A 409-nucleotide genomic window follows, 5' to 3' on the forward strand; every position below is an offset into this window, starting at 1 on the left:
AGCAATGTGACCATGCTGATCAATCACCTTGATATGACTGTCTCGCTGATTGTCGTCTGCAGTTGAGCGGGCGGGTGTCTTGTGCGGTGGAATCATCACTTGTGCATCAGGTTGCTGATTCAAAATCGCCTGGGAAAACGGTTCTCCATCATAGGCACCATCGATGATGAAGGTATCAAAAAGTGTGTCAGTTTGGGCAAGTAAATCCTGGATTGCGGTGGGGTCGCCCGTATCAAGTGTGGTCAGTTCGCACGCCAACAATTGATGGTTCTCATCGACCGCAAGATGCAATTTAGCCAAGTTAGGGTGCCACGCATATTCATGTAAAATTACGGCATAAGCTGTATTATTCTTAGTTGAGTTGGAAAAGTATTTTGTGCTGCACATTAATCGAAATAAATAATGGAGG

At 45.2% G+C, this 409-nt stretch carries 1 protein-coding gene; it reads right to left on the minus strand.

Translation table 11 applies throughout. The features are described from left to right. The coding region (locus C7H79_RS17445; RefSeq protein ID WP_172592510.1) for a transposase at positions 1–300 on the minus strand (300 nt) is incomplete at its 3' end. Between the last annotated feature and the right edge of the window lie 109 nt (positions 301–409).

The organism is Nitrosomonas supralitoralis, assembly GCF_003011925.2.
Classification (GTDB): Bacteria; Pseudomonadota; Gammaproteobacteria; order Burkholderiales; family Nitrosomonadaceae; genus Nitrosomonas; species Nitrosomonas supralitoralis.